Source organism: Rhizobium sp. P2_G2, from assembly GCF_056403555.1.
The window spans coordinates 51965-71187 of record NZ_JBFUFF010000018.1; the positions used below are offsets into that span (position 1 = coordinate 51965).

Annotated in this window: 19 protein-coding genes and 1 pseudogene; 11 read left to right on the top strand and 9 right to left on the bottom strand. The window is 60.3% G+C overall.

All coding sequences use genetic code 11. The annotated features are described in order from the left end of the window. The first annotated feature begins 4 nt into the window (after nt 1–4). Complete coding sequence (locus AC1D06_RS15715; RefSeq protein WP_477986931.1) at nt 5–553, top strand: hypothetical protein; 549 nt, start codon at nt 5–7, stop codon at nt 551–553. A gap of 98 nt (nt 554–651) precedes the next feature. Here AC1D06_RS15715 and AC1D06_RS15720 read toward each other — a convergent pair whose 3' ends face one another. Beyond that, on the bottom strand, nt 652–861 hold the full coding sequence (locus AC1D06_RS15720; RefSeq protein ID WP_477879656.1) for a cold-shock protein: 210 nt from the start codon (nt 859–861) through the stop codon (nt 652–654). Between the two features lie 233 nt (nt 862–1094). Here AC1D06_RS15720 and AC1D06_RS15725 point away from each other — a divergent pair, with 233 nt between their 5' ends. Then, the gene (locus AC1D06_RS15725) at nt 1095–1340 is read left to right on the top strand and encodes a hypothetical protein (RefSeq protein WP_477986932.1); all 246 of its coding nucleotides are present in this window, start codon (nt 1095–1097) and stop codon (nt 1338–1340) included. Between the two features lie 82 nt (nt 1341–1422). Here the strand turns inward: AC1D06_RS15725 and AC1D06_RS15730 are convergent, their stop codons facing one another. Next, nucleotides 1423–2361, bottom strand: a complete 939-nt coding sequence (locus tag AC1D06_RS15730) for a LysR substrate-binding domain-containing protein (RefSeq protein ID WP_477986933.1) — start codon at nt 2359–2361, stop codon at nt 1423–1425. Nucleotides 2362–2492: 131 nt separating this feature from the next. Here AC1D06_RS15730 and AC1D06_RS15735 point away from each other — a divergent pair, with 131 nt between their 5' ends. Both AC1D06_RS15735 and ssuE read left to right on the top strand, forming a co-directional pair. Beyond that, on the top strand, nt 2493–3851 hold the full coding sequence (locus AC1D06_RS15735) for an LLM class flavin-dependent oxidoreductase (protein ID WP_477986934.1): 1359 nt from the start codon (nt 2493–2495) through the stop codon (nt 3849–3851). Between the two features lie 56 nt (nt 3852–3907). Continuing rightward, nucleotides 3908–4459: an NADPH-dependent FMN reductase gene (ssuE, locus tag AC1D06_RS15740; protein WP_477986978.1), complete on the top strand. Its 552-nt coding sequence runs from the start codon at nt 3908–3910 to the stop codon at nt 4457–4459. An 82-nt stretch (nt 4460–4541) separates the two neighbouring features. Here ssuE and AC1D06_RS15745 read toward each other — a convergent pair whose 3' ends face one another. Beyond that, a complete protein-coding gene (locus AC1D06_RS15745) occupies nt 4542–5276 on the bottom strand; it encodes an SDR family oxidoreductase (RefSeq protein WP_477986935.1) in 735 nt (244 codons plus the stop codon). 99 nt (nt 5277–5375) lie between these two features. Between AC1D06_RS15745 and AC1D06_RS15750 the strand changes: the two genes are divergently transcribed. Next, entirely contained in the window at nt 5376–6269 is an 894-nt protein-coding gene (locus AC1D06_RS15750) for an AraC family transcriptional regulator (RefSeq protein ID WP_477986936.1), read from the top strand. A 258-nt stretch (nt 6270–6527) separates the two neighbouring features. On the opposite strand, the gene AC1D06_RS15755 is transcribed toward AC1D06_RS15750, so the two are convergent. Further along, entirely contained in the window at nt 6528–7364 is an 837-nt protein-coding gene (locus tag AC1D06_RS15755; protein ID WP_477879634.1) for a transporter substrate-binding domain-containing protein, read from the bottom strand. Between the two features lie 15 nt (nt 7365–7379). After that, nucleotides 7380–9659 carry a bifunctional diguanylate cyclase/phosphodiesterase gene (locus AC1D06_RS15760; protein ID WP_477986937.1) on the bottom strand — a complete coding sequence of 760 codons (2280 nt, stop codon included), beginning with the start codon at nt 9657–9659 and terminating at the stop codon, nt 7380–7382. A 558-nt stretch (nt 9660–10217) separates the two neighbouring features. On the opposite strand from AC1D06_RS15760, the gene AC1D06_RS15765 reads away from it, so the two are divergent. Then, a complete protein-coding gene (locus AC1D06_RS15765) occupies nt 10218–10739 on the top strand; it encodes a hypothetical protein (protein ID WP_477879630.1) in 522 nt (173 codons plus the stop codon). Continuing rightward, entirely contained in the window at nt 10726–11424 is a 699-nt protein-coding gene (locus tag AC1D06_RS15770) for a hypothetical protein (RefSeq protein WP_477986938.1), read from the top strand. Before AC1D06_RS15765 ends, AC1D06_RS15770 begins: the two co-directional genes overlap by 14 nt. A gap of 166 nt (nt 11425–11590) precedes the next feature. Here AC1D06_RS15770 and AC1D06_RS15775 read toward each other — a convergent pair. Then, nucleotides 11591–11856: pseudogene (locus AC1D06_RS15775) on the bottom strand (helix-turn-helix domain-containing protein); the annotation flags it as partial. A 179-nt stretch (nt 11857–12035) separates the two neighbouring features. Between AC1D06_RS15775 and AC1D06_RS15780 the strand changes: the two are divergent. Next, nucleotides 12036–13022, top strand: coding sequence for an aldo/keto reductase (locus AC1D06_RS15780; protein WP_477986939.1), 987 nt, complete (start codon nt 12036–12038; stop codon nt 13020–13022). A gap of 11 nt (nt 13023–13033) precedes the next feature. After that, nucleotides 13034–14287: a multidrug effflux MFS transporter gene (locus tag AC1D06_RS15785; RefSeq protein ID WP_477986941.1), complete on the top strand. Its 1254-nt coding sequence runs from the start codon at nt 13034–13036 to the stop codon at nt 14285–14287. 493 nt (nt 14288–14780) lie between these two features. Here the strand turns inward: AC1D06_RS15785 and AC1D06_RS15790 are convergent, their stop codons facing one another. Continuing rightward, nucleotides 14781–15170, bottom strand: coding sequence for a nuclear transport factor 2 family protein (locus AC1D06_RS15790; protein WP_477986942.1), 390 nt, complete (start codon nt 15168–15170; stop codon nt 14781–14783). Between the two features lie 23 nt (nt 15171–15193). After that, nucleotides 15194–15946, bottom strand: a complete 753-nt coding sequence (locus tag AC1D06_RS15795; protein WP_477986943.1) for an SDR family NAD(P)-dependent oxidoreductase — start codon at nt 15944–15946, stop codon at nt 15194–15196. A gap of 107 nt (nt 15947–16053) precedes the next feature. Here AC1D06_RS15795 and AC1D06_RS15800 point away from each other — a divergent pair, with 107 nt between their 5' ends. Continuing rightward, complete coding sequence (locus AC1D06_RS15800; protein ID WP_477986944.1) at nt 16054–16956, top strand: LysR substrate-binding domain-containing protein; 903 nt, start codon at nt 16054–16056, stop codon at nt 16954–16956. A 276-nt stretch (nt 16957–17232) separates the two neighbouring features. On the opposite strand, the gene AC1D06_RS15805 is transcribed toward AC1D06_RS15800, so the two are convergent. Continuing rightward, complete coding sequence (locus tag AC1D06_RS15805) at nt 17233–17370, bottom strand: hypothetical protein (RefSeq protein WP_477986945.1); 138 nt, start codon at nt 17368–17370, stop codon at nt 17233–17235. Nucleotides 17371–17437: 67 nt separating this feature from the next. Here AC1D06_RS15805 and AC1D06_RS15810 point away from each other — a divergent pair, with 67 nt between their 5' ends. Continuing rightward, nucleotides 17438–19153 (top strand): calcium-binding protein, encoded by a 1716-nt coding sequence (locus tag AC1D06_RS15810; RefSeq protein WP_477986946.1) that lies wholly within the window; start codon nt 17438–17440, stop codon nt 19151–19153. Nucleotides 19154–19223 lie beyond the last annotated feature (70 nt).

Here is a 19223-nt window from a genome sequence, read left to right on the forward strand (position 1 = left end):
GCATTTGCCGCTTCAGGACGCGAAGGGCCTGATCGATATTGTTGTCATCCACTCAGCAGACTTTCGTTGGCAAGCCAACGATTCATCCGCTTCGTTCCTTTGTTTTGTCGCGGCTTGGGTGCCCCTTTGCCGGACACTATTTCCTGGTTTGCAATGTCAACGGCTTTATCCAATTGCGCGTGCTGCCGCCGGCGTCAGGATCGGCGGAACTGCCGGATGGCTTGGCCGATCGTTCGGCGTCGATCTCGCTTGCGCGAATGCGCCGTTCAAAGCCTTCTTGCCGGGATTGAACGCGATATTGCGCTGCGCCGGATTCATCGTTTGGAAGCAGCCCGATGACTTGATACTGGCCTTCCGCCCGGGCGCTGCGAACGGACCCCGTGAGCAGATAAACATGGTCGCCGACAGCGTAGGTCGCCTTTGTCATCGCGGTTCCAATCTGGACGAGGCATGTCTCCCGAAGTGGTCACCGGTTTCGGGAGGCATGCGAAAAAACAAAGAGCTGAAGCGCCCGGAGCCAATCCGAAAAGTCAGCGAATCCGAAAAATCGTGACGCGCTTCAGGGACAAAAAAGGCCGGGCATTGCCCGACCTCCGTCAGCATTCATCCGTCAGCCGCCAGTACATCCGTGGTCGGCGACAGAGAATGCGATCACACCGCCACTAGGTTATCGGCGGCCGATTTGCCTGACCGATTGTCCCGGACGATGTCGTATTGAACCTTCTGGCCTTCGACCAGCGTCCCCATGCCAGCACGCTCGACTGCCGAGATATGGACGAACACATCGGTCGCGCCATTCTCCGGTTGAATGAAGCCAAAGCCCTTGGTGCTGTTGAAAAACTTTACGGTGCCAACGTTCATGACGATTTCCTTTCAACCGTTGAATTGCCGCGACAACCATTCACCGCAGCGTCGATTAATGAAAGGAAATCTGGAGAGCGTGGTGCTCGAGCAAAGATCACAAGCAAAGGTCGATGCATCGTATGTAAGCTCTACCAGTGGCGGAGACAAGACCACAAGATAAATAAAAGCAAAACAAGGTCATGCCGCTGCCCTTTCGGGATCGGTGCATTGCCGCGTCGGGGGCGGCGCTGATGATCGCCATCGGCGCCGCACTGGCGCTCTGGCTGCCGCGCGTGCCGCCGACCACCGATTTGAGCTATCCGCGGCTGATCGGTTCCCTCTGGACCCTGGTGCGGACGCACGCCGTTCTCAGACGTGCCGTCGCGGTGCGATTCCTGATCTTTGCCGCCTTCATCGGTTTCTGGTTGAACCTCGCGCTGCTGCTGGCCGGCGCGATCTCGGCCGGTCTGGCGCTGTTGGCGTCGCGGCGGTCCTGACTTCGGCGGCAAGACTGCCGACGTTGATTGCCTGGTGGAATCTTCCAACTTGTTGGCTTGCCAACGAAAGTCTGCCTGGGAATCACGCATCCGCCGGAAGATGGCGCTTCATGCTGTCCACGCATCGCCGGCATTCGTTTTCGAACCATTGCTTGAAGGGCAATACCGCGGCCCGATGGCGGCTTCGGTTCGGGACCGTCACGCAATAGGGGTTGGCCAGCCTCATCGCCTCGCCGACCACGACCAGCCTGCCTGCCTCCAGGTCATCCGCACAAAACAGGCCTTGCGCCAGGACCACGCCCAGCCCCCCGCGTGCCAGGTCGAGCGCGGCCATCGACGAATTGGCGGCCATGCCATGCCGAACGGTTCTTCGCTGTGCGATGCCCATCTCGTCGAACCAGTTTGTCCAGGAAGGAAACGATGCGCCCGCCGGTCCCCAATCCGTGTGGATCAGGCGCATCCCCGCCAGCGCGCCGGGTCCGTCGATCCGGCCGCAATCGGCAAGCAAGGACGGGGCGCAGACGGGATAGACGCAGTCGGTCACCAGTTCCTCGGTCTGGTGATCAGCATAATGGGACGGGCCGTAGGAGAGACGCAGGTCGATCAATTCCCTGTCGAAGGCAACCGGATCGTCCTCGCCTCGAAGGGAGATGTCGAGCCATCCATGGCTGCGGACGAAGTTCGCAAGCCGCGACGACAGCCAGCCCATTGCGACGGATGGGGCCACCGAGACGACGAGTGTCGAAACCGGATCGCTCGCCGTCAGCTCGCGCGAGACGCCGCGCAGCTCGCCGAAGGCCTGTGCGAGCCTGGGAAAAATGTCGACGCCGGCCTCGGTCAGGACAACGCGGCGGTTTGCCCGGTGGAAGAGCTTGCGGCCAACCTGGCTTTCCAGGCCGCGGATCAGCTGGCTGACCGCCGCCGGCGTCACGGAAAGCTCCTGCGCGGCGCCGACAAAGCTGCCGGAGCGCGCAGCGGCTTCGAATGCTTCAAGCGCGCGCAGCGGAACGGTACCTGGCATGGGCGAACTCCGAAAGAAAGCTGGGCTTTCCTATCTCGCAGAAATATTCCTTTTTCAAAAGAGAATTTCTCGCATAGCTTTCACCATGAGAACGGTTGGGAGGCCGGAAAACGCAAGCACGGAGATAAGGCATGTCACCTGGACACATGATTTTGGCGGCGTTCTTCTTCAATCCCCAGGGCGACCATCGCGTTTCATGGCGCCATCCCCGGGCGCCCGGCCATGAATTCATGGATTTCGAGTTCTACCGTGGACTGGTCGAGGCGGCGGAAGCTGCCAAGCTCGACACGATCTTCATTGCCGATCACCTCGGCATCTGGAACGGCCTCGGCAGCGGCGTCGCACATTACGCCAATCCTCGATTGGAGCCGCTGTCGCTGGTCTCAGCCCTTTCGGCGGTCACCCGGCATATCGGCTTCATGGTGACGGCGTCGACCTCCTATACCGAGCCCTTCAACACCGCCCGGACGTTCGCGTCGATGGACCATATCAGCCGCGGCCGCGTGGCATGGAACGTGGTGACGTCGGCGCTTGAAGAAGAGGCGATGAACTACGGCCGCGACGCCAATATCGACCATGCCCTGCGCTATGACCGCGCCGCCGAATTCCTCGACGTGGCCAAGGCATTGTGGGACAGCTGGGAGGACGATGCGGTCGTGCTCGACAAGGCATCAGGCCTCTTCGCCGATCCTGCCAAGGTCCACTTCCTGCATCACAAGGGCAAGCATTTCAGGGTCCGTGGGCCGCTCAACGTCACGCGGCCGCCGCAGGGCTATCCCGTGATCGTGCAGGCCGGATCGTCGGAGGCGGGAAAGAACCTCGCCGCACAGCATGCCGAAGTCCACTTCGCCGTCATTCGCAATGAAGCCGACGGCATCGCCTATCGCGCCGACATGGATGTGCGGCTTGCCAGGTTTGGAAGACGGCCCGAAAGCTTCAAGCAGCTTCCCGGCATCCTGCCGATCGTCGGCGAGACGACTGCGGAAGCTCAGGAGAAGCAGCAATATCTGGAATCGCTGATGCTCGATGAGGTGGCGGTGGACCTGCTGTCCACCTGGGCGGGCGTCGACCTCTCCGCCTATCCCCTCGACGGCCCGGTTCCCGACCTTCCGGAAGAGGCCAATTACAACGGCTGGCGAACCTGGCTGGCGCTCGTCCGGGACAAATCCAACGAGGGACTGACCATCCGCCAATTGGCGCGCAAGATCGCCGCCACGGGCTCGGTGCCGCTTGTCGCCGGTACGGCGAAGCAGGTGGCAGACCAGTTGGAGGCGTGGTTCGTTTCAGGTGCGGCGGACGGCTTCAACCTGATGTTCCCGCTCCTGCCCGACGACTGGATGAATTTCATGCGCAGCGTCGTGCCTGAATTGCAACGCCGCGGACTGTTCAGGACCGAGTATGAACCGGGAACGCTGCGCGACCGGCTGGGCCTTGCGCGCCCGGCGAACAGTTTCGCCAGTGCTGCGAATTCGACCGGTCTGAGGGCCTGATCGACCTCAATCTCAATCATGGGCATAATGAAATAGGTGTCAGGAAAGTCCTCGCCATATCCGGAAGCCCTTCGGCAACTTCCAAAACCGCAATACTCGTCGACGCCGTTCTCGGGGAGTTCCAGTCTCGCGGCATCGACACCGAACATCTGGCGGTGCGCGAGCGCGATGCCGCGGCGCTGCTGACGGGTGATGTCGGCCATGCGTCGCTGGCGGCGCTGATAGAGGCTGTTGGCGATGCGCATGGCGTGATTGTCGCGACGCCGATCTACAAGGCTTCGTTCACAGGCCTGCTCAAGGCGGCGCTCGACGTCCTGCCGCAATTTGCCTTTGCCGGAAAGGTCGTGCTGCCGCTGGGCACCGGCGGCAGCATGGCCCACGTGCTGGCGCTGGATTACGGGCTTCGTCCGGTCCTTCAGTCGATGGGTGCGCGTCACATCGTCCAATCGCATTTCGTCGTCGAAGCAGACATTTCGAAGGACGGGCAGCCGATCGTGATCGGCGAGCCACGCTGGTCCGGCCTCAGGCACGCCTGCGCCAACTTCCTGCATTCGCTGACGGACGATGAGCGTGCAGCGACCCTGGGTCATCCCCGGCCGGCGGCATAGCCCCTGCGATCGGCGATTTGGCGCGTTGCGGGCGCGATGTCCGCTTCGGGCCAAGGCCGGAGATTCACCAGAAATCAGACGCTCAATCCTGGGCCGTCGGTCGTATGACAATACTGCCAATGTCCACATCGGCCGGCTGCTCGATCGCAAAGGCGATGCCCCGAGCGATCGAAGCCGGTGGGATAGCGACACCAGATGCGCGTTCTGCAATTGCCGACTTCACGGTGGGATCGGTTATCGAGCTTGCAAAGTCGGTCGAGATCATCCCCGGCGAAATCTCGGTGACCCTCAGATGCGGTCCTGCTTCCTGCCTCAAGGCTTCGCTGATGGTCCGCACTGCGTTCTTGGTCGCAGCATAAACACCCATGGTGGGCACGATCTTGATGCCTGCGGTCGAGACGATGTTGATGATGTGGCCCGACTGCTGACGCTGGAAGACCGGCAATGCCGCAGCGATGCCATAGAGCGTGCCACGCAGATTGACGTCGATCATGGCGTCCCAGTCCTCGACGCGGAGCGCATCGAAACGGGATATGGGGCCAATCCCGGCATTGTTCACGATGACGTCGAGCCTGCCGCCATGCTCAATTGCCAATGCGACAAGCGCTTCAAGATCGCTCCGCTGGCGGACGTCGGTCGCCTTGTGCACGGCCTTGCCGCCTGCAGCGGTAATTTCGTCCACGATCGCTGCGAGCGCCTCCTCGCGGCGCGCGCCAAGCACGACAAAAGCCCCTCGTTCGGCGAGCAGTTTCGCCGTCGCGCGTCCGATCCCGCTGCTTGCGCCTGTGATGGCGACAACCTTGCCTTCGATACCCAAAGCGTTTCTCCTTCATTGAACTCATCGGAGAAGATAGGCACCTGGTTCAAGATGAGCTATGCTGGGATATCCATGGATTTATCGCGATCGTCCAAAACTGTGACTGACCCCCTATCGGATGTCCTCGACGTTCTTGGCGCGCGGGTGAGCCGCCGCACCCGGCTGGAGGCAGCAGGACGATGGGCTCTGACATTTCCAGCGCTCGACCGGCTCAAGTTTGTGGCGCTGCTGCGGGGAACCGGCTGGATAACGCTGCCGGCGCGGGCGCCCCAGCTGATGAGCGCAGGGGATGTCTGCCTGTTGGGGCGCACGGCATATGCTATCGCCAGCGATCCGGAGGTACCGCCGCTCGACGGCCAAAGCTTCTACGGCGCCGGCGGCGATGTTGCGCGTCTTGGGGGTGACGAGACAGTCGCGATCGGGGGAGCCGTCACGTTCGACCCCGGAAATGTGGACTTCCTGCTCGACATGCTGCCGGATTTCCTGTTCGTCCCTCGATCCTCGGCTGCATCTGGAGCGATGGCGACGATCCTTGGGCTGATGAATGACGAGGTCGAGCGCGATATTATCGGCAGCGAAATCGTCAATGCGCGGCTCGCCGATGTGTTGTTGGTGGAGGCGATCCGCGCCTATGCGGGGAGCATCGATGCGGTCGAGATCGGATGGCTTGGCGCTCTGTCGGATCCCCGGCTCGGTCGGGTACTTCGCCTCATTCATGGGGACGTCGCGCAGCCGTGGACGGTGGCCCGGCTCGCCAGTGTGGCCGGTATGTCGCGGGCTGCCTTTTCTGCGGAGTTCACGCGCCGTGTGGGACAGCCGCCACTTGCCTATGTGCGGGCGTGGCGTCTCACCATCGCTCGTGCGGCGCTGGCTCGGAGTGATGAGACTGTCGCCAGTGTCTCGCGCAAGGTTGGCTATACGTCGCAGAGTGCATTCGGCCATGCTTTCAGGTCCGCCTTCGGCTCACCGCCAAAAGCGCATGCTCGATCGTGAGAAGCGGCAGCTTGCAATAGGATGAGCCTGGAAGCGCGCGTCCCTTAACGGCAGCATTTCGGCCAGCCCCTGCGGATATGATCGAATGGCAGTCTTTTGGGAAGCAGCGGCACAGGCCGCAATGGCAAAAAGGCAGGCGCATTGCCGTCCGGCAGCATCGGCAATCGGCCGGTGGTGTTTCTGATCGCATTTCTGCTAAAGCTGAGTAAGCGCGAATTTCTGCGCAGCTTTTCGCATTGAGCATGGTTTGCCGGCTAGCTAATTAGCGGGACTGACATCTGTCTTGAACCACTTGAGCGAGAGCCGTCGAATTGTGCCATCGGCGCGAGCTGCCTGAATTGCTTCGTTGAACATGTCCCGCAGGTCGGAATCCTCCTTGCGAAGGCCAACGCCTTCTCCGGCTCCCCAAATCGTTCCGGCGATTTTCGGACCCACAAATGTAAGAGATGTCGATTTCTCAAAGGTTTCTCCGAAATAGACCCAGTCGTCAAAGCCGAGATCGATTACACCTTTTTCGAGATCTGTGTCTCGATCCGCGCTCGAGTTGTATTCCAGGATTTCGGACGCGTCTCCGAAGTTGTCATAAACGAACTTTGCGTAGACCGTTCCCGCTTGTATTCCAATTTTCTTGCCTGCAAATAGCTTTTTCAAATGATCGACTTCAGGCACTGAAACTTCATCACCCGCTAACGTGATCGTCGCGCTGGTTTGTTTTATTTCCGGGGTCAAACTGGTTTTCGCTGCGGCGAAACTTGCCGGAGTGATAGCGTAAGGTTCGCTGAAATCGATAATCTTTTGACGTTCCGCCGTTATCGAGAGCGCATCCATTATTGCATCGAACTTTCCCGAGTTCAGTGCAGGGATCATTCCGTCCCAGGGCGCCGCGACGAGATTACATTTCACTTTCATCCGTTTGCATAGATAATCTGCGAGTTCCGGTTCGAAACCAATCAGTGAACCGTCCGCATTTTTCATGTTCCACGGTGCATATTGCCCTTCGAGGGCAATATTGACAGCGTGCCAATCTTTTGCCAGCGCCGCTTCTCCACAAAACAGGAGCAGCGCATTCATGAGTACTATAACGCGTATGGCCATATCGTCCTCGGATATTTACTGCATCAGAAATTTCTGCATGCTGGTTTCGCTGTCGGTGGCAGACAAAGGGTTTCCTGCTTTCATAAAGGAGATAAACTCTTCCGACGACATGGGTTTCGCTATCGCGTAGCCTTGCAGGACATGGCAGCCCAATTCTCGCAGAACCTTGATATGCTGAGAGGTTTCAACGCCTTCGGCAACGACCTCGATGTTCAGGGATCTGGCCATGTCAATAATCGACGACAGAAGCTTTCTTTGCGAAATAGAGTTTACAATCGGGCCGACCAGCTTGCGATCGATTTTCAGCCTGCTAGGCGCCAGTTCCAGCAGGCTGACAATGGAAGCATGGCCAGTTCCAAAATCGTCGATCTCGACTTCAATGCCGATTTTCTTGATTTTCTTGATGATATCGAAATGACCAGGTCCGGAATCGTCAAAAGAAATTGACTCTAGCAGTTCGAAGGCAAGCTTCCCCTTCTCGAAGTGCATGCCTGCAAGCTTTTCCAGCAGATGTGGGTCTTTCAAACGCTGAGACGAGATATTGACTGACAGTCTGGGAACATTGATTCCGTTTACCGCCCAACGCTTGGTTTGAAATATCGCGCTTTCAAGAATAATCGCATCCAGTTCTGCAGCGCGGTGCAAACTCTCGAATATTTTGAGAAACCGCGCCGGCGCCAACAGTCCGTGCTCGCGATGATCCCACCTGGCAAGCGCTTCAACCCCGACTACCTCAAGCGTTTGAGCATCGATTTGCGGCTGGAAAAACGGAATAAATTGATTTTGCTCCAAGGCTGCGAGTACCTCGTCCTCAGATTGCTTTCTCCGTAACGTCGCCAATCGGAGACCTTCAGAGTAGACACCTACCCGTCCGCGGCCAGTCTTTTTTGCCTCATAAAGAGAAATATCCGCGTTGATGAGTAGCTGATTGAGATCGTCTTCTGCCCTTGCCTGCCAGGCGATGCCGGCGCTCGCGCCAATTCGACATTCATTGCCGGATATTTCGAAGATCTCATCGTGAGCGTCTACAATCTGCCTTGCCAACGCGTTGGCGCGCTGTTCGGGCGCAGAGCCACGGAGGACGACCACGAACTCGTCGCCTCCAATTCGCGCAACGAACTCACTTGCATCGAGGAGGCTTCTTTGCCTTGCAGCACTCAAGCGTAATACTTCGTCGCCGGCCGCGTGTCCTAATGTATCGTTGACATCTTTGAAACGGTCCAGATCGACATGGATGAATGCGTAGCGCCCAGCCTCTTCCGTTGGTCTGTGGCTCCCTATCAGTTTGTCCAGGTAACGTCGATTAGGAAGTCCTGTTAGAGCATCGTGCAAAGACTGATGCTCAACCATAGCTCGCGCGTTCTCCAGATCATCTTCGCGGGATTGCAATGCGCGAATAGTACGCTGACGAGAGCGTAGAAGAAATCCGACCCATACCAGTGGTACGACGACACAAGCCGAGACCAAGGTCATGCAAAATCGGAAGAGTATCATTGGCGGATGGTTTGACCATCCACCACTTGGCCGTGCCGCAAGATACCAAGTATCATAACCCAGATCGATGGATATTCTGACGGGGTCGTCATTCACTATATCCAGCGATCCGACGAATACTTCACTCTGTTGCAGCGGAGTTTTTTGAAGGCTGATGGACAGGTCCAAATCACTACCTTCGACGCCGCTGTCTCCAAACAATCGATTGAGATCAATGGTCCCCGACACGATTCCCCAGAATGACTGAGATTTTCCTCTCGTCACGTATACCGGACACCTTGCCATTAGCACGAGACTACCCGAAGTCGTCCTCAGAGGACCGGCCAGTACGGAATCGTGAATCTCTCTCGCTTGGTAAACGCTTTTGCGAAGTTCTTCGTTTTTCCGGTAGTCCAAACCGATCGTGTCCTGACCCACAACACCGGGGTATAAGAATTTGACTGTGAGGTTAGGTGCGGCTGCCACGCCGAGAAGCTGAGATCTCGCGCGGAATATTTGCTCTCCAAGCTGGAAGAATCTTTCCTGCTGTATCTGTGGCTCGGTACCAATTCCCGCCACCAATCCCTGAAGGAGTTTGACGTTGCCAGTAATGTTCGTTTGAATTTGCGCAGACAATACTGCGAGCCTCTCGGTGGCACGCTCCTTTTCTTCCTCGCGGAAAAGCCTGGTCCGCTGTGTGTCGGCAAAAACAAACACAGTGACGGCGACAACGAGCGCCAAAAAAGCAGGCACGAACGCGCCTAAATCGTACCATCTTTGGCTCATTCGCCTGAGTGCAACTGGGCGGTCCTCGTTTTTCATTACTGTCCTTGAAAGCGCAAGTCCGAAAAGCCACAGTCAGGTTCATCGATATCCGTGAACTGGTCAGGTTTCTCGATGCTTTTCTCGTCAGCGGGGCGCTTACAGATTCAGGCCAGGTACCCAGAACCTACAAACTTGGTGACGGCATTCAGAGTGCGTCAAAGACTGCTCAGCAACTGGCACGGTTCATCGGCATATTCGCATGCAGAAATTAAAGTATCGTTGTACAGGCGTGGCGCGGGTCTCGTCGCAAGCCAGGTATCAGGGCTTGCCTTCAGCCGCTATGTGATCGGTTAGCGTCGCCACGGCCAACGAGGAATGAGCGACTTGGGGCCGGACCCGGACTGTCCGCTGGCGGGCTGCGCAGAACGAAAGTGGACACACAGCTATCGTACGCCGTGGTCCGGAATCGACCCCTTTGCTGCCCTTCGAGGTCGATCCGAGGAATGTGCGGTACGTGCCAGAATGCGATCCGAAGGCGGAATGCGACAGGTCAACGCCTTGTTTTGCTAGGCGAGATGCCGGGCACGAAAAGAAGACGTTTGGTGGAACGGATGCTTGCAGGATGCCATGCGCCATGGCCCTCAGGGTGTCGATGCCGCGATCTTTGCCCTCGCCCTGAATTCGGCGGAAGAAACGGCCTTCGATTCAGGTGACGCAAAAGCCTACCGAGTACGTTTGCACCAAGATCGAAAACTCAGGCAAAGCCTTTTCCGCGCGTTTGTGGCGGTGACGAGGAATAAATCGGCGATGATTTCTAGTTGCCGTGCGCACCGGTCCGAACAATATCCAACCCCAGAAGCGGACACCCGCTTTCCACTTGTCACCGACATCATCGACCGTTTAGCGGCCTGGCAGCTTTCAGGAATTCGACAAGGCGGCTCGAATGGCCGAAATGAAGGCGCAAAGCCGCTTGGTGGATACGCAGCTTCAGATGTCAGCAATGGGCCAAAATCGGCGATTGCAGAATTCTCTATGGTCTCTATCCTGCGAAGTGGCAAAAATCCGGGGAGAAGCTGGCGTTTCGTCGGGTTTTCGGTGCCGGATATGTTGAGGACCGTTCCGCATGCGCAGCATTGACCAACGTCTTCGACTTGCTGTCGAAGACAATGTTGCCTGGTGCAGTGCGGTCTGCTCCGCCCATGGATCGCAGGAGGCCAGCTCATCGGGCGCGTGGGCGAATTTCGCTGTCTCGCCACCCTTTTATCCGAACATCATAACGCGGCAGCCCGGCGCTCAAAAAGAAGTAGAGGAGCTTGCTCGCACGGTGAGCACCGCCAATCAGCGGAAAAGGTGGGGCATCAAGGACAGCTTTGGCGACTTGGAGCTCGCCGATCAGGGATTTGAACAACTGCTGTTGGGCCATTGGTACGGCACAACCATCACGGCCGACTTGCCGGAGAATTGGAAGACCGTAACTTCTTCCGCCGAGTTGCGCTTGTGGGAAAAAGCGTGGGGTGGTGGCGAGGAACGAATTTTCCCCGACAGCTTGCTGTCGGACCGAAGGATCACCTTCTGGTTCAAAGGCGAAGCCGACGCCATCGAAGCCGGCATTATCAGCCTCGATTCCGGAGTTTCGCTGGGTCTGTCGAACTGGTTTTCTCCGGATAATCATTCGCTTGCCCAAACGGGCGCATTACAGGCCGCAAGTTCGGCATCGCGGCAGCGACCGATTGTGTGTTGGTCTTCAGATGACTTGGAATTTCAGGAGACCGGCCTTGTCGCGCTTGGACCTCTCCAGGTTTGGATGTCCAAGGAGGCCTGAAAGTGCGAAATGCCTCGCAAGTTTCGCCAGACGAAACCTGGGCGGAGAGTGAAGCCGTCCAAGCGACCATCGGGTATTTGYGCCGCATCATTTTGGCGCCGGACTGCGGGTGAGGGCAGAAACCCGCTGCCGCCGCGGGCATGCCTCAGCCCGGCAGCGCCGGTCCGGTTGGGTCGGGCTTGTCGCGATACCCATCGATCTCCTCGAAGCGCGGCGCCATGGATTGACGCAGGCGTTCGCCGGCCTCGGTGGTGGAGATGCTGCGGGTCGTGCGGGTGAGAAGCCTCGATCCCATTCGGGTTTCGAGCTGCTTGACTGCATGGCTGAGTGTGGACTGGGCGACGTTCAGGCGCGCCGCCGCCCGGTGAAACGCTTCTCCTCGGCGACCGCGAGGAACCAGATAAGGTCGTTGAAGTTTCCCCGCGCCTTGATCACGACCTCGCTGTCGCAGATGCAGGGGCTTATTGATAGCGAAATTCGATAAGTTCAAGCGAATTATGCCACCTAGTCCATGAAGCCTGCAGCCTTTATGTCTCCTGAGCTAGAGCGATCAGGACCGGGTTGCCGATGTGAGCCGCGGTTCCGCAAGCAACAGATGAAGGACGGTTGAAATGGACAAGCGCAAACTGGGAACCGCCGGCTTCGAAGTCTCGGCCCTGTCGCTCGGCGCTATGGGGTACGGCAAGTCGCGCGACATCGAAGACCGCGCCGACATGATCCGATTGCTGCGCGAGGCGGTCGATCTCGGCGTCGATTTCTTCGACACCGCCGAGGTCTATGGTCCCTGGACCAATGAAGACATGGTCGGCGAGGCCTTTGCCGGCATGCGCGACCGGGTCAGGATCGCAACCAAGTTTGGCTGGAACCTGGACCAGGCGACGGGCGAGCATCTCGGCGGCGTCAACAGCCGGCCGGAGCAGATCCGCAAGGCAATCGAAGGCAGCCTGAAACGGCTCAGGACCGACCATGTCGACCTTTACTACCAGCATCGCGTCGATCCGGATGTGCCGATGGAAGAGGTGGCTGGGGTGGTGAAGGAGCTGATCGCCGAAGGCAAGGTTTTGCACTTCGGCCTGTCGGAGGCGGGAGCCGGATCGATCCGCAAGGCGCATGCGGTACATCCGGTCACCGCGCTGCAGAGCGAATACTCCTTGTGGACGCGGGAGCCCGAGACGGACATCCTGCCGGTGCTCGAAGAACTGGGTATCGGTCTTGTGCCGTTCAGCCCCCTGGGAAAAGGGTTCCTGACCGGCAAGATCGATCCGGCTTCGTCCTTTGCGGCCAATGATCTGCGCAGCCGCATACCGCGTTTCACCGAACAGGCGCGGCAGACAAACCAGGCGCTGATAGAGCTGATCCGCGGTATTGCCGATCGCCATGCGGCGACGCCGGCCCAGGTCGCACTCGCCTGGCTGCTGGCGCAGAAGCCCTGGATCGTGCCGCTGTTCGGCACGCGCAAGCGCGAGCGCCTCGAAGAGAATCTCGGATCGCTCTCGGTGGCACTGACATCGGGCGATCTCGCCGAGATCGACGCTGCCGCGATCCGCATCGAGGGTGCACGATATCCGGATGAACTGATGAAACTTTCGGGGCTTTGACGGCGATGCCCGTGGTCAAGGGACGAACGATCGACATGCGCTCTGCCGGCGACGATGAGCTGAACGGGACGGCAACGGATGTCGGGCGAGGCGGCGTGTGGCGGCTTGTCGTCCTGGCCGTGCTTCTGGGCTTTGCTTCCATTTCGACCGATCTCTTCCTCCCGGCTCTGCCGGCGATGCAGGTGGCGCTTGGGGCGAAAGAGGGCATGCTGCAATTTGCCATCTCGGCCTATCTCCTCGGTTTCGCCTTTGGCCAGCTCGGATGGGGGCCGGTCAGTGATCGTTTCGGCCGGCGCATGCCGATCGCGCTCGGTGTCGTCGTCTTCGTGATCGGTTCCGCCGGATGCGCCTTGTCGGCGAGCGCGGGCGAGATCATCTTCTGGCGCATCGTCCAGGCCCTTGGCGCGAGTTCCGGCGTGGCGCTGGCGCGGGCCATGATCCGCGACCTCTACGATCGGGACGAGGCGGCGCGGACGCTGTCGAGCCTGATGACCGTGATGGCGATCGCGCCCTTGCTCGGCCCGATCGTCGGGGCGCAGATTCTGGCGCTGGCGTCGTGGCAGGCGATATTCTGGACACTCGTGGCAATCGGGATAGGCACGTTCGCCGCGGTCATGACCCTGCCCGAGAGCTTGCCCATGGCCAGGCGCGAGCGCGGCCCGGCCTGGTCGGCGATCTCCGGTTATGCGGAGCTGCTGACCAACGGATCGCTCATGCGCTACGCGGCCGTCATCGGCTGCTTCTATGCCGCGGTCTTCGCCAACATTGCCGGCGCACCCTTCGCGCTGATCCATTATTTCGGCCTGTCGCCGCAGGCCTACAGCTTGGTCTTTGCCGCGGGCATTGTCGGGCTGATGGCTGCCAACACCGTCAATGCCCGCCTGGTCAGGCGCATCGGCAGCGACCGCATGCTGCTGATCGGCACACTCGGCGCCGCCGTGTTCGGGCTGGCCCTGTTCCTGGCATCCGTGGCCGGCATCGGCGGGGCCGCCGCATTCATCGCATTGCAGTTCCTGTTCGCGGCGATGAACGGCTTTATTCTCGCCAATGGCGTCGCCGGCGCCCTGGCAAGCGTTCAGACGAAGGCCGGCTCGGCGTCGGCTGTCGTCGGCGCCATCCAATATGGCTCCGGAATGATCGGCTCGGGCGCCGTCGGTTTGCTGGCCAACGGCACCCATGTCCCCATGGCCGCTGTCATGGCGATCGGCGGGATGGTGGCGCTGATCACGGCGTGGCGAATTGTGCGTTCCGATAACCGCATCTGAGGGCGGATTGGGGCCTAAAAGGCGGGCGACAGCAGGGGAGTCGCATGCCGGGTGAAGACCCTCTCTGGCCTGCCGGCCATCTCCCCCACAAGGGGGGAGAAGACCCGCGGCGCGCTCCTTGCCTCAATTGAGGCATCGTGAGGGGCTTAACCCAACCGCACCATAGGTGCATCAATTGGGTCGAGGCGGTGCCGCGAGTTTTCTCCCCCCTTGTGGGGGAGATGGCCGGCAGGCCAGAGAGGGTCTTTACCCGGCATGCGACTGCCCACGTTGCCAGTCGACCTTCCATGCGATCCTGATCTCGCGCATGACGAGCGCTCTATCGGGGGCTGGGCTGTACATTTCGCGCGGCGATGTCCGCTTCGTGTCAATGGCGACCCTCGAACCGGTCGGTGCCGCATACCGTGCCTTCCGCCACCATCGCAGCGACGGAGTGGGGAAGCGTGAGTGCCGTCCTCGCTGGCCCTCACACCTCCTCCACCAACACGACATCTCACCCCGCAAACTTCGCGCCGGTCGGGTCGGGCTCACCATCAAAAAACATATAGATGGCAGCGATCTTGCCCTCTCGCGCGACGATGAAATCCGTGCCCGCATAAGCCGGCGGCTCACCCGGAGCTCCGGCGACCCATCTCATCCGCGCGGCGTGCTCGTGCAGCACGTCTGCCGGCGCGGTCGGGCTATAGCGGAAGGTCGGATGCGTGGCGCGGATGATGCCGGCGATGCGGATGATTTCGTCCCGGCCGCTGGTGACGCCATGCGGTTCGACGAAGAGCGCATCTTCATGCAGGATTTCCGCGGCGACCTGCCGGCGGCGGGCTTCATCGGGCTCGCCGAAAATGCCCTGTAGGTTGCGTTCGATCAGCGTTGCGATGTCTGTCATGGTTCTTCTCCCGTGTCCGACGTTCAGATCTGTACCATGCCGCCGTCGACGAAGAGTTCAATGCCGTTGACGAAGGAGGCGGCGTCGGAGGCGAGGAAGAGCACCGCTTTGGCGATCTCCCCGGGCTGGCCGACGCGGCCGGCAGGGATCAGGCCGGCGAGATAGTTCTTGGTGTTCTCGGCGCTTTCGCCGCCGCCGAAAAGTTCGTCGACGCCAGCCGTCTCGGTGACGCCGGGGCTGATCGCGTTGACGCGGATATGGCGATCTTTGAGATCGAGGACCCAGTTGCGGGCGAAATTGCGGATCGCCGCCTTGGTGGCGGAATAGACGCTGAAGGCAGGCGTGCCGGAGACGCTTGTCGTCGAGGAGGTGAGGATGATCGAGCCGCCGTCGCGCAAGAGCGGCAGCGCCTTTTGCACGGTGAACAGCGTGCCCTTGACGTTGGTGTCGAATGTCTTCTGGTAGTGCTCTTCGGTGATGGCGCCGAGTGCTGCGAATTCGCCGCCGCCGGCATTGGCGAAGACGACATCGATCTGCGCATGCTGCGCCTGGACCGCATCATAGAGGCGGTCGATATCGGCGAGCTTGCTCATGTCGGCCTGGACGCCGGTGACGCGGCCGCCGATCTGCTTGACCGCAGCGTCGAGCACCTCCTTCCGCCGGCCGGTGATGAACACCGAGGCGCCCTCGGCGACAAAGGCCTTGGCTGTGGCGAGCCCGATGCCGCTGGTGCCGCCGGTCACGATCACGACCTTGTTTTCGAATGTCTTCGTCATGTCTTTCTCCTGTGTTTCGGCGTGTTGCCGTCGAGGAAGCAGATGGGGACGGAACGCTGATGCGGAAAGCCAGCAAAACTGTTACTCATCGTTCCACAGGGAGAACGATGATGAAAGCAGACCTGAACGACCTCCAGTATTTTGCCGAAGTGGTCGCCCATGGCGGCTTTGCCGCTGCCGGGCGTGCGCTGCGCGAGCCGAAGTCGAAGCTCAGCCGCAGGATAGCGGGGCTGGAGGCGCGGCTCGGCGTCCGCCTGATCGAGCGCTCAAGCCGCCGTTTCCGGGTGACGGATGTCGGCCAGTCCTTCTACGAACGCTGCAGAGCGATGGTGGCGGAAGCCGAGCGGGCGGAAGCGCTGGTGGCCGAGGCGCAAGCCGAGCCGCACGGACTGATCCGCATGAGCTGCCCCACCGGCCTGGTCGAGCCGATCTCCGGGCTCATGAACCAGTTTCTCGAGCACCATCCGAAAGTGCGGCTGCAACTGGTCGCCGTCGACCGTTCCGTCGATCTGATCGAAGAGCGCATCGATGTGGCGCTGCGCGTGCGCACCTCGCTCGAGGGTGACGCCTCGCTGACCATGCGCTCGCTGGGCAAGTCGGTGAGAATTCTCGTCGCCAGCCCGCAGACCGCCAGCCGGATCGGCGATATCGGCGATCTCGCGAACCATCCGACCTTGTCGAGCAGCGACGAACCCGGCGACGCCGAGTGGCATCTGGAAAGCGAGGGCGGCGAAAGGCATGTGCTCAGCCATGTCCCGAGGATGGCCTGTGCGGATTTCACCGCCGTGCGCGCTGCCGCGGTGGCGGGGCTGGGCGTTGCGCTGCTGCCGGATCACAGCTGCCGGCAGGCCCTGGACGAGGGCAGGCTGGTCCGCGTGCTGCCGGCATGGCGCGGCATGCTGGGCGTGGTGCATCTGGTCTTCACCACCCGCCGCGGCCTGCCGCCGGCCGTGCGCTGCTTCATCGACAGCCTGGCAAGGGGATTTCCAAAGGATGCGCTGGCGCGCTGAGCGGGTTTGGTGGAGATCAGCGCGAAGAGGACGGCAAGACGATTGCAGGCGGACGACGTGAACCTGCCCCCAGGGTCGACGACGTGTCTTGGCATCGCGCCAAGAGGTCTGATTGCCGCTCGATCGATAGCAGGCCATCGCATGTGGCGCGAAGACCCTCTCTGGCCTGCCGGCCATCGCCCTCACAAGGGGGAGGCAGGGTGCCCCGAATGCCAGCCTCGGTTGGGGCACAACGCTGCCGCGGGCTTTCGATCCGCCACACTGGTCCTCATGCGGTCAAAATGACGTCAATTCGGAATTCTTACGCCAAACCGCAGCGTGGCCGATTGCTATTTTCGGTGCCTTGCTGTTGGTTAATAGAACGGCGGGCTGAGCAATTTTCTCGGGAGCAGGCATGAGGATGGCGTGAGGCATCTGGCTCTCTCCTCGCCAATCGCCGGAAGCGGTCGAGCCGGATCATTTGGGCCTTGGGGGGACCGATATGACTGCGATTCCGAGCAATTTCGTCACCAGCGGCAACGCCGCCAGCTATTCCACCGGCGATACGCTGACGCTGGCTTTCGACGCCTACCTGATCAGCACGGACAGTGATTCATTGGTTCTGGGCGGCGCAAGCCAGAGCTATGATCTGACAGTCGACGGCCTGATCGAGGGCAAACCAACCGATATTTGTTCGGGCATCTATCTTCAGGGCAGTACGAACCACGCGACGATCACGATCAATGCTTCCGCCGTCGTGCGGGGGGAGGCGGCTGTTTACCTCGAAGGCGACGCCGACATCACCAACCATGGCAGCCTTTCCGGGCAGGCCGGTACCGGCGGTGCTGGCATAAATTATCTCGGCAGCGGAGATTGCCTGATCACCAATACGGGATCGATCGACACTGTCGTGGGTGATGCTATTTTTTTCAACTCCGGCTCTGCCGGCACCCACACGATCGATAATTCGGGAACCGTGGGAAATGGGGTTCAGTCGGCGATCGCCGCCACCAGTGCGACATCCGTCGAACTCGTGACCAATACCGGCATCCTGCGCGGCGGCCTGGACCTCGCCGGCGGTAACGACATCGTCCACAATGAAAGCGGCATCATCAAGGGCAGCACCGATCTCGGGGATGGCGACGACCAGTTCTATGGCGGGCTGACATCCGTGACCGTCATCGGCGGCGATGGGGTCGACACGATCGTCGGCGGCAGAGGCGACGATGTGATCGACGGCGGCAATGGCGCGGACAGTTTCGGTTCTCCGCAAAGCCTCGACGGCGGCGCCGGCAATGACGTGATCACCGGCGGGGCCGGCTATGACCAGATCCATGGCGGCACCGGCACCAACACATTGAGCGGCGGCGGCCACAGCGACGACTATTATGTCGACAGTCCCACCGATGTGATCGTCGAGGCGGCAGACGGCGGCGACGCGGACTATGTCCATGTCAGCGTCTCCTATACATTGACAGCAAGCGCTCACGTGGAATTCATGGTGACCACCAACGACGCCGGCACCGATCCGATCAACCTCACCGGCAATGCACTGGCGCAGGCGATCTACGGCAATTCCGGCGACAATATCCTCGACGGCGGTGGCAATGACGGCGCTCAGGACGACCTTGTCGGCCTGGCCGGCAACGATACCTATGTGCTCGGCAGCGAAACCCTGGACACGGTCACCGATAGCGCCGGCATCGACACCATCACCTCGACCATCAGCCGCAATCTCGCCGACTTCGCCACGATCGAAAAGCTCGTTCTGCTCGGCGCCGACGACATCGACGGCACCGGCAACGGGCTCGCCAACACCATCACCGGCAACAGCGGCAAGAACGTGCTCGACGGCGGCGACGGCAGCGATACGCTGGCAGGCAATGGCGGCAAGGATACGTTCGTGTTCGACACGGCGGCCAAGGGCTCGAATGTCGATACGATCAGCGATTTCAGCCACAAGGACGATACGATCGACATCGACGATGCTGTCTTCAAGGGGCTGGCATTGGGGACATTGTCGAAGGACGATTTCAAGCTGATCGCAAGTGCCACGTCGACCGCGGGCGTCGATGCCAGCGACCGGATCCTCTACGACAAGGCGGATGGCGACCTCTATTTCGACCGGGACGGCTCAAAGGGCCATTTCGACCGGGTGCTTTTCGCGCATGTCACGGATAACGATAAGCTCAACCACGCGGATTTTCATATCGTCTGACAGAAGGCTGCCGCGGGTTTTTCTCCCCCAAGGGGGGAGAGCACCCGCGGCGCCCTCCCTGGCTCAATTG